The organism is Microcoleus sp. AR_TQ3_B6 (genome assembly GCF_036702785.1).
Classification (GTDB): Bacteria; Cyanobacteriota; Cyanobacteriia; order Cyanobacteriales; family Microcoleaceae; genus Microcoleus.
Genome location: NZ_JAUBVJ010000001.1, coordinates 25,532 through 34,985, shown reverse-complemented (window position 1 = coordinate 34,985; position 9,454 = coordinate 25,532). Strand labels below are relative to the sequence as shown.

10 protein-coding genes are annotated in these 9,454 nt (G+C 46.6%); 6 read left to right on the top strand and 4 right to left on the bottom strand.

The window, feature by feature from the left end:
* On the top strand, window positions 1–204 hold a 204-nt coding region (locus tag QUB56_RS00175; RefSeq protein WP_332952126.1), incomplete at its 5' end, for a hypothetical protein.
* Between the two features lie 113 nt (window positions 205–317).
* Complete coding sequence (locus QUB56_RS00170) at window positions 318–674, top strand: hypothetical protein (RefSeq protein WP_006631047.1); 357 nt, start codon at window positions 318–320, stop codon at window positions 672–674.
* Window positions 675–726: 52 nt separating this feature from the next.
* On the opposite strand, the gene QUB56_RS00165 is transcribed toward QUB56_RS00170, so the two are convergent.
* From QUB56_RS00165 to QUB56_RS00155, 3 genes are all read right to left on the bottom strand, one after another.
* A complete protein-coding gene (locus QUB56_RS00165) occupies window positions 727–1,695 on the bottom strand; it encodes a YegS/Rv2252/BmrU family lipid kinase (RefSeq protein WP_332952124.1) in 969 nt (322 codons plus the stop codon).
* 180 nt (window positions 1,696–1,875) lie between these two features.
* Window positions 1,876–2,604 (bottom strand): DUF3891 family protein, encoded by a 729-nt coding sequence (locus QUB56_RS00160; RefSeq protein WP_332952123.1) that lies wholly within the window; start codon window positions 2,602–2,604, stop codon window positions 1,876–1,878.
* 194 nt (window positions 2,605–2,798) lie between these two features.
* Window positions 2,799–4,403, bottom strand: coding sequence for a metallophosphoesterase (locus QUB56_RS00155; RefSeq protein WP_332952122.1), 1,605 nt, complete (start codon window positions 4,401–4,403; stop codon window positions 2,799–2,801).
* Window positions 4,404–5,028: 625 nt separating this feature from the next.
* Between QUB56_RS00155 and QUB56_RS00150 the strand changes: the two genes are divergently transcribed.
* Both QUB56_RS00150 and QUB56_RS00145 read left to right on the top strand, forming a co-directional pair.
* Window positions 5,029–5,766, top strand: a complete 738-nt coding sequence (locus QUB56_RS00150) for an RNA-guided endonuclease TnpB family protein (RefSeq protein WP_332952121.1) — start codon at window positions 5,029–5,031, stop codon at window positions 5,764–5,766.
* A gap of 203 nt (window positions 5,767–5,969) precedes the next feature.
* Window positions 5,970–7,220, top strand: a complete 1,251-nt coding sequence (locus tag QUB56_RS00145) for a transposase (RefSeq protein ID WP_332952120.1) — start codon at window positions 5,970–5,972, stop codon at window positions 7,218–7,220.
* 29 nt (window positions 7,221–7,249) lie between these two features.
* Here the strand turns inward: QUB56_RS00145 and QUB56_RS00140 are convergent, their stop codons facing one another.
* On the bottom strand, window positions 7,250–8,305 hold the full coding sequence (locus QUB56_RS00140) for an alpha/beta fold hydrolase (protein WP_332952118.1): 1,056 nt from the start codon (window positions 8,303–8,305) through the stop codon (window positions 7,250–7,252).
* A gap of 399 nt (window positions 8,306–8,704) precedes the next feature.
* Here QUB56_RS00140 and QUB56_RS00135 point away from each other — a divergent pair, with 399 nt between their 5' ends.
* Both QUB56_RS00135 and QUB56_RS00130 read left to right on the top strand, forming a co-directional pair.
* A complete protein-coding gene (locus QUB56_RS00135; RefSeq protein ID WP_332952117.1) occupies window positions 8,705–8,941 on the top strand; it encodes a type I restriction enzyme endonuclease domain-containing protein in 237 nt (78 codons plus the stop codon).
* Window positions 8,942–8,992: 51 nt separating this feature from the next.
* Window positions 8,993–9,133, top strand: a complete 141-nt coding sequence (locus tag QUB56_RS00130) for a hypothetical protein (RefSeq protein WP_332952115.1) — start codon at window positions 8,993–8,995, stop codon at window positions 9,131–9,133.
* The last annotated feature ends 321 nt before the right edge of the window (window positions 9,134–9,454 follow it).

Here is a 9,454-nt window from a genome sequence, read left to right as displayed (position 1 = left end):
CCTGCCGGACTGTCGGATTATGCGAATATTTTAACCCCTGCCGGACTGTCGGATTATGCGAATATTTTAACCCCTGCCGGACTGTCGGATTATGCGAATATTTTAACCCCTGCTGGACTGTCGGATTATACGAATATTTTAACCGGGCGCAGCGTGGAAATATCGTCAAATATCTTAGCATTTTTTACTAAATATGACCACTAGAATACCGAGAAAAAACCCACATATATTGTAGTAATAATAGCTCTCCGATTAGTGGTCAGATCGTAGTTCTAAAAGTTAAAATATAGATAACTAACAAATAAACGTTGCTATCTATGAAAATACAATCTTCTGTCTTAGTCCACCTGGGATTTGGTAAATATGTACGCTCCGATCGAGTAACAGCAGTAATACCAATTGAAGAAGAACGGGGACCTGGCCGGCGCACTTTCGTGCACGTAGACGGCGAAGCAGACCCGATCGTTGCTTCGCGCGCGGAAGACACAATAGTTCGCGATTTGGTGCAGGAACCGCGCGAAATAACTCAAGCTCGGCAGCAACAAGAAATCCTGCAAGATTTGCTGGCGGATTTGAGCAATGTTAACGTCACCGTGCGCCGCATCAGCCGCGATGAAGGCGGACTCGACCTAGAACGTTTGGAGCGCCGCATTCGCCAAATTTTAGACGCATAAAAATGAAAGACCGCCCGGGCGGTCTTTCTTATTGTTTGTGTCGCTAAACTTTTTAAGTTACGGGTTTCAATGTAATTTCGATGTCGGCTAAACCGGTGAGTTTTTCCGCCACGGGCTCTTCTTCAACTCGCGGTACAAAAATAGTTAAACCTCCCGGAACGCACTCAATAGAAACCGGAGTCATGCCGATGATTTCGCCGTCTACAACCACTTTTTGAGCAGGATCGGCACTAATTTTTACTTTTTTTGCCCGCAAATAACCGATGTCGTCGCGATCCGTAGGATTGCCGCTCAAAGCTGTTTGCAATAGGTGATAAGAAGCTGCGATCGCCCCAGCTTTATTTTGAGGCGCCACCAGCGTTATGTCCAGCAAGCCGTCATCAAAAATAATCCCTGCCGGGCCTTGAGCTAAAATAGAAGTAGGCGGCGCTGCATTCGCCACTGTCACCGCCACAGCAGTAAGGCTGATAATTCTATCTTCGGTTTCGATTTCCGCTTCAAATCTTTCTAAATTGTTTAACTGTTTAATTCCTGAAAGAATGTAAGCCAGCATTCCCCAGCGATTCTTCATTTCGCGATCGGCTAGTTCGACAGTTTCTGCCTCAAAGCCAACTCCAGCTAACAAAACCATCGGCATTCCACCGTTGCAAATCGCCGCATCCACCACCCGCGTCAACCCTCCCAAAATATTTTCGCAGGCCGCTTCAATTGTATTCGCAATTTCTAAAGCATTAGCAAAAGCATTAGCAGTTCCCCGCGAAATAATTCCTAAAGGAATATTTGTGCCCACAATCGCCCCAGCAACTGCGGATAAGGTGCCGTCGCCCCCGCAAGCAATAATTGCCTCCACTCCTCTATCAACTGCTTCGCGGGCAATTTGATCTGCGTCTAATTCTGGGGTTGTCAGCCGAATGTCTAAGTCAATAAGAGGCTCTAAAAGTTTCTGAATTATAGCTAAGTCTTGGTCGGGGTCGCTGTTGCCGGCGACGGGATTGAAGATTAGGCAAGCTGAACGTTTCATATTTGGTAATTGGTAATGGGTAATTGGTAATTGGTAATTGCTCATTGATAATATTATGTCCGGTCAATCGCCAACAATCAAATTGGTTTGTAGTGAGAACTTCAGTCCTCATAAAACTCGCTGGGACTGAACTTCTCGCTACAAACCTAGAACGGTGCAGTATTTGTGCTAGAGGTTTAATTAAGACTTGACAAAAGTCCACTCTAAGACTTCGCGCGGGGCTTTTTGCAGCGCTTCCTTGATTTCCTCGTTGCTGTCGAACTTGACTTTATCCAAAAGGCACGCTTCGACGTTCACAGTAAATTTCTCGTCTTCAAAAGGCCAAGGAGTTACATTCAGGAGTTGGTTGCTGTTCTGTACAATATCGTAGCGCTTGCCGTCCGGGCCGACACTAATTTCTAAAGCTCGTTCTCCGGCGGGTAACTCGCGGCAGCAAAGAATTAATGATAGCCGATCGCACCACTGGAAAAAAGCATAAGCTGCCTTAGCATCTTCCTCGGAAACTTTCAACTCTTTGCGCCATTTTTTTTGATTTTCCAGTTGTTCGTCCAAAAATTCGTCGAGTTCCTTCGACTCTCCCCGCTTTCCTTCATTGAGAAAGCTCATGTGCATAGAAATCAGCATTGCTACCCAGCGACCGCGATATAGGGCATTCTGCGTCATGGCTTTAATTTTCGGCAGAGAAGTTTCCGTCTGCAAGGTAAAATCAAAGGGCGCGCCCGCTTCAGTTAAAATATTTTCTTCCCACTCTTTCTCCAAATCGTCGTGATGAGAAATCGCCGCTATGGTTTCATAGAGGCGAACCGGAGATTTCGATCGCTTCCACTGTCCGCCAAGTTGGGCGGCTAGCAAAGCGTGGGCCCGGTGGTAAATAATTTCCCAGCCGGTGGCGGTTAAGTTAGCAATCATTGAGTTTTTCTCCTGAATTAAGTTGAGTGCAAGGATGAGACGAGCAATTGCTTTGATCTTCGATCGAGCGACCAATGAATGCAATGCGAGTCTATTGAAGTTTTCCGGGTTTGAGAGAGAATCTTGAGAGTTTCAACCTGAGGAATTAAGCCGTTTGCGGAGGCCACACCCGATCCTGACGGCAACTTCCTTCGTTAAATTACAAAAGGTTCGATCGAGATATCGTGCCATTTCCCCTCAAATCGTTCGACAACCAAAGGTCGGATGCGGAACTTGGGGGGGCACCCGTCGAGAACATCAATCCGCAAACACGAATAAGGACGGCGTTTGTGGGAACCTTGACCGCTGCGGCCGACAAATAGCAAACATTCCGCTATCGGGCGACTGCCTTTTGGCGATCGCCCGCCCTCACGCGCCAACCGATAAGCTTCTGGACTCGATGGTTCGTGCAACACCGGCCCTTCCGGGCGCTGGCGGCGGAGACTGTGGCCGCTTCCCCCGCAGACAAGCCAATTAATGCCAGAGTCGCCGTGTCCGGTATTCCCAGTCCGCAGGTATTCCAAACAGTGAGCGTGGCCAGTCAGCACCAAATCTACTAGGGGACGCCCCCGCGCTACTTCCCCAACTGCATCGGCCACCGCGTCGAGCACCTCGCGCAATCGCAACCGCACCGCCAAAGTTTGAGCTTGATTCCACTTTGTCGCCTCGGTCACGTAGGGGGGATGGTGCAGGTAAATTACCCGCCCCCGCACCTCGGAATCGCGCCAAGACGCAATCAGCCTTTTTTTCAGCCATTCGAGCTGTTCAACGTCGGTGGCGGCTGTGTTGTCGGGGGACAGTTGTTTGTCAATATCCATCAGCATTTCGTCAACTTGCTCTAATTTGGCGGCTAAGTCGTCTAGCTGTTCGGCTTCCTCGGGAATTTGGGGGTTGAGCCGATCGCACATTTCGAGCATTGCCAATTTTTCTTGTTCCAATTTCTGGCGATCGAGTTCCAAATTCTGGCGGCGAATGTCGCCCTGTTTGGTTTTCGGGATCGGTAACGGTTCGTTGAAGGTGTTGGAGTCGAGGGCGAAGAAGTCGATGCCGCCGCTGCAGAAAGTGTAGTAGCGGTTGGGTAAGCGGGTAAAGCGTCCGGGTTGGTAGCGGAGGCAGCGGCCTGTGCTGGTGCTGGCGGTGTAGTGGGCGTCTAGGTGGCGATCGAGTTCTCCCGGCATTTTGTGAGCTTGCAGGTAGTCGAGAAAGGCTTTGGCGTAGGCATTTCCGCGATCGGAACCGTGCCAGCCGACATCGAGATCCAATTTTGAACCCAACAGCCGCCGCAGCGGTAAAGCTGTCGCCGACAGAATCCCGTAGACTATCGGCAAGTCGTAATAGTCGTGGTTTCCCGGTACGGGCAAAAAGGGAAAGTTAAACACCATGCGATCGTAGGCAATCCGGGAGGGGTGCTCGCCGCCGACTATAAATTCTCGGTAGGGGCGAATAAAGTTTTGGAAGTAATATTCGCTGGAACCGACGAGATAAACTACATCGCCGGTGTGGAGGACGAAACGGCAAGTTTCGCGTTCCGAGACCATCAGTTCGGCAATCTGCCGCTGGGGATTGTAGCCGCGGTGGTTGCCCGTGCCGCTGTCGCCTGCGACTAAAAACGAAAACTCTGGAGAGTCGGTAGTTTGAGTTTCTAAAACTATCCGAGTTTGGTCGATTCCCCGATCGGCGATCGACTGTTCTTGCCACCGCACCCGCTCTTTCATTTTGCGGATTTTGACTTTTATTTGCGGGTCGGAAACGAATTTCAATTCACCTCTTCTCCAAAATTGCTGAGTTCCTAATTATTAATATTGCAGCGATCGGGGGACTTTTTACATCTCTCTAAAAGCTGAAAATCGAGGCGCGGGCAGTCAGAAACCGGGTTTTTGACGAAAATACTTCGTTAAAATCGACAGCCACGGCCAAAAACCCGGTTTCTTTAGTTTCTTTGGTTTGACGCGCAGGCAGTCAGAAACCGGGTTTTTGACGAAAATACTTCGTTAAAACCGACAGCCACGGCTAAAAACCCGGTTTCTTTGGTTTTGATGCGATCGCCCCGTATCTAAACTCAAATCAGGGCTGTGCAAATTATGCACAATTAAGTCCCCGTAAGCCATTCAGCTTTTGCCCAAATGTCTAGTAATTTTGCGAAATAGTTTTAAAGTTCTGGACTGGAGGGATTAAACCCCCTAATCTTTTCATCCTCGCAACTATAGGCGAGGAGTGTTAAGGTTTTATTTGATAATCTTAACTAATGCGAATGGGAAGTCCCGCGCTCTACCGAAGGTGAGCGTCGGGATGAAAATGAGCCAAAAAATAAATTGAGCGACAGCGAATCAATATCGTTTTTTTGTGCGCTATGATGATTTGATCGGTATTCTGCAACCTTGATAAATGTATAAAGCTTACAAGTACAGAATTTATCCCACAGATGAGCAAGAGGTCTTGCTTGCAAAGTCTTTTGGCTGTGCGAGATGGTTCTGGAACTATGCTTTGAATTTATGTCAAGAAACTTACAAGAATACTGGCAAAGGACTATCTAGGGCATACATACAAGGCTTGCTCCCTGCACTCAAAAAAGAATACGAATGGTTAAAAGAACCTTATTCTCAATGCTTGCAGGTGGTTGCATTGAATTTATCTACTGCCTACAAAAACTTCTTTGACAAGAGGGCGATGCTGCCCAAGTTCAAAGCCAAGCATGGCAGGCAGTCGATCAGTTACCCTCAAAATGTCAAATTTGACGGCGACTATATCAACTTACCTCAAATTGGTTTAGTTCTCTGTCGGCGACATCGTGACTTTGAGGGCGACATCAAGACCGTTACCGTGTCTCGCAACCCGGACGGCAAACACTTTGTTTCTGTTTTAATTGACGATGGGAAAGAACAGCCTGAGTTACTCCCAGCAGATAAAGCTATTGGCATTGACGTAGGGTTAACTCATTTTGCGATTACCAGTGATGGTTCTAAGTTCGGCAATCCCAAGTATTTCGTCAAAGGTCAACGAAACTTAAAACGTAAACAGCAGAAGCTCGATCGCAAAAAGAAAGGCAGTCAGAATCGAAAAAAGGCAAGACGGGCGGTGACAAAAGTTCACCAAGAAACTGGGCGGAGCGTAGCGGAGGGCTGAAGCCCCTTCTTCAGTGGCCGGCTTTTCTTTGACTTTGATGCTCCTGATTATCTCCCTGAGTACGTCGGTTTTAGTCCTGTCTACAGCTTTGCAGTGGTCTTCAAGGATCTTAAATTCAGATTCTTAAATCCGAAAATCTCAACGTTTATTCATGATTTTATCCGGTGTTTTGCCGTATCATATTACAATAAGGAGAATAACTCATGTTTGGTTGTCAACAAAACTTGATTCGAGCCGATTCAGAGATCAAGGCAATTGTCGAATATCTGTGTTCTGAGTCTGCAAAGCTTTCTAATTGTGGGACTTATTACGCCCGCCAATTATATTTCAAAACTGGAAATATACCAAACCGCGCTCAGTTACACAAGGTTTTGGGAACTGAAAATCGGAACCGACACTATCAAGCGTTCTACTCTGATACTGCTCAACAAATATTGACAGGTGTAGCAGAGGCTTTTAAGTCCTTTTTGGGACTAATGAAGGCGTTTAAGAATGGGGTAATTACAGACCGCCCTAAGCTACCAAAGTATCGTCAAGGCGGAATGGCTTTAGTGACGTTTACTGGCAGGTCGGTAAAGCTCAAAAATGGAATGTTGAGATTTCCCCTAGGCAGCAAGGTTAAAGCGTGGTTTGGTTTAGATGCGTTTTACTTGCCCATGCCCTCTAATCTTGATTTCCATGAGATTCGGGAATATCGCATTCTTCCTCGAAACGGCTGTTTCTACCTAGAATTTGTCTATAAAACTACTGAGATCCAATCAGACGTAGACCTTGCCAGGTGCTTGATGATTGACCACGGCATCGATAACTGGCTAACTTGTGTGAGCAATGTTGCTACAAGTTTTATCGTAGATGGCAGGCACATAAAGTCTCTGAATCAAGGTTACAACAAGCAAGTTGCATTTTTGATGAAGGGGAAAGCTAACGGGTTTTGGTCTAAAAGACTTGCCAGCATAACCGAGAGACGAAATCGTCAGATGCGAGATGCCGTCAATAAAACAGCCAGAAAGGTGATTAATCATTGTTTGAACAATCAAATAGGAACGGTTGTATTTGGCTGGAACAAAGGACAAAAAAATTCTGCCAACATGGGCAGTAAAACTAATCAAAAGTTTGTGCAGATTCCTACTGGCAGACTGAAAGATAGAATTGCTCAATTGTGTGGGCAGTACGGCTTAAGATTTGTTGAAACTGAAGAGTCGTATTCCTCAAAGGCTTCGTTCGTTGATAATGATTTGCTACCTACATTCGGCGAAAAACCCGAAGGGTGGCTTCCATCTGGTCAACGGATTAAGCGTGGTTTGTATCGAACAGCTCAAGGTTGGTTGATCAATGCAGATTGTAATGGTTGTGCCAACATTGGTAGAAAAGTAGCGGTGATGCTTGGACTCGATCTAAGCGGAATCGGTAGAGGTCAATTGTCAGGGCCTTTAAGACAGAAATTATGGTCTTAAGAATCCCTGTCGCTTCAGCGCAGGGAGTGTCAATCAACACTCAAGGCATCGAACCACTGTAAAATCCGATTCCAGGCCCACCACCGATCGCTATCAGCAAATTGATGCTGACAACGTTTACTACTGATATGCCCAACATGACCGCCGTAGGCTGTCAGCACTAATTCTAAGGCAGGATTGTTCGCGCTAATGGCTTGCAACTCAGGGACAAGCACCGGGTCAAACATCGGATCGTCTGCTGCATAAAGGATGAAAGTGGGTTTTTTGAGGTGAGGCAAAATGTGTAGAGCACTGCTAGCGTCATAGTATTCTTCCACAGAGGAGAAACCTAACGGGCCAATTACCAGTTCGTGGTCAAAGCCCCAAATGCTGTTGGCGCGTGCAATAGCGGCAGGATCGATCGCCCCCGGATGCGATGCGGCGATCTGTTTTGCTAGTTTTTTTAACTGTCGCGCGATCGCTTTTTCTAAAAATTTCCCCCACTCATCTTTAACTAGATAAGACAGAGAACGGTTCGAGTCCAAGCTGGGGCAAATCACCGCCGCGCCTGCTAGTTCTGACTCTTCGATCCCTAAGTCAAGCCCCCAATCTGCGATCGTCTGAGCTGATTTTACGGCCCACAAGGCTAATTGTCCGCCCAGGGAATAACCCGTGAACCAAAAAGGGGCGGGACATCCCATTTCTTTAGCAGCTGCAGCAATCCGAACGAAATCTTCGCCTTCGTATAAGCCATCAGAAGTCAGGGTGGGAGAAAGTTTGGCAGTTTTGCCGTGAGCTCGCCAGTCAAATAATACCACTGCACAGCCTTGGGCATAGGCTTTACGGCCTAGTAGCTTCAGATACCATTGATTATCCAGATCGCCAGTAATGCCGTAAGTGCCGACAATGGTATATCGGGGATTTTCGGGGATAGCCACCCAGCCGAAAATCGGGACTCCACAGGCACCAGTAAAGATGTGTTCTCGGTAAGGGGGCTCTGGGTAAGGGATCGTCTTTTCCCAACCGCGACTAGCCCTTAATGCGGTGTACAACGTCATTAATATGCCGTTGTTCAGCAGCCAAGGTGGAGTATAGGCAATGGTCATAAGCGGATATAGGAAATGTTTGTCTCGTTGTTGGGATGATTTTACTTGACAGTTTGGCTATTCTAGCGACTAACCCTGAAAACCGCAATACTTCTTGAGTATAATAGACTAAAATATGTCAAACCTGAGCTTTGCCTATGGTTAAGCCTCGCCAAGCTAATTAGACTTTGAAATTGATTGATGAGTATTGTAGCTATTACAGAAATCTGTTTCCAAAAGTCAGAATATTTGAAGCTTTTACCCACCTTCATGCTGATATAATTTCTGGCTCAAAGCCCAATTTGATCGGGTTACAAACACACGGAAACAAAGAAACTCAAAGGCATAATTAGCCCCTAGCTAACCCAAATGCTACGCCTCAAAAAAAGCCGAATGAATTACTGAGAAAAGTTCCCGCCAATGATTGATGGATTCAACAGCGGTTCTCGCAATGTCGAGATATTTTTTTTTGCCGATTTGGTGGAGTTGGCTCGAGAACTCAACCTTGAGGATAAGTGGGCAATATCCGGGAATTTGGCAGAAGAAGAATTAGCGAGTTTTGACCTGTTGACCAAACCAGATATTACTTTAACAGAGAAAGAAAAGCAAAAAATTAAACAAGTAGCAACGGATCTTTTGTTAACCCTCAAACAATAAAAATTAGTGTGAGATTGGCGCAGGCGACAGCAAACGAAGGGAGCAGTTAAAGTGGCGATCGAGGAAATTTTAGAGCGACTGCCCGAAAGCTACTCAACCGAAGCGTCTCAGCGCAAATGTCAAGAGGTTTACCAGCACGTCTACGAATGTTATTCTGAGCCAGGGCGCAGTATTTACACCACAGCGGCTTGAAGCTGGTACAAATGCCGCCCACCCACAGCTTTTGTCATAAATTCATCATAAGTTTATGAAAATTTAATCAAGGCTTTACCAACTCTTTGTCACGTTTACTGTAAGTTATGATACTGATCGCCAAAGTTGCCATAATCTCCTCAAATCCTGAATTATTAATATTTAATTTGCCTATCTCCCTCCCTCTCCCTCCCTGTTTCCTTCCCCCCTCTCCCTGTTTCCCTCGCCCCTGTCCCTGTTTCACCCTAAAATTTGCAATTTTAGGGTGACAAATCATGGCAGGATCGTAGCGTGTTTTGATACCATGCAATCAAACGCAAG

Excerpts from the sequence above, each read along its gene's own strand:
- QUB56_RS00170 (WP_006631047.1), top strand. The coding sequence starts at position 318 with ATGAAAATACAATCTTCTGTCTTAGTCCACCTGGGATTTGGTAAATAT.
- QUB56_RS00165 (WP_332952124.1), bottom strand. The coding sequence starts at position 1,695 with ATGAAACGTTCAGCTTGCCTAATCTTCAATCCCGTCGCCGGCAACAGC.
- QUB56_RS00160 (WP_332952123.1), bottom strand. The coding sequence starts at position 2,604 with ATGATTGCTAACTTAACCGCCACCGGCTGGGAAATTATTTACCACCGG.
- QUB56_RS00150 (WP_332952121.1), top strand. The coding sequence starts at position 5,029 with ATGTATAAAGCTTACAAGTACAGAATTTATCCCACAGATGAGCAAGAG.
- QUB56_RS00145 (WP_332952120.1), top strand. The coding sequence starts at position 5,970 with ATGTTTGGTTGTCAACAAAACTTGATTCGAGCCGATTCAGAGATCAAG.
- QUB56_RS00140 (WP_332952118.1), bottom strand. The coding sequence starts at position 8,305 with ATGACCATTGCCTATACTCCACCTTGGCTGCTGAACAACGGCATATTA.
- QUB56_RS00135 (WP_332952117.1), top strand. The coding sequence starts at position 8,705 with ATGATTGATGGATTCAACAGCGGTTCTCGCAATGTCGAGATATTTTTT.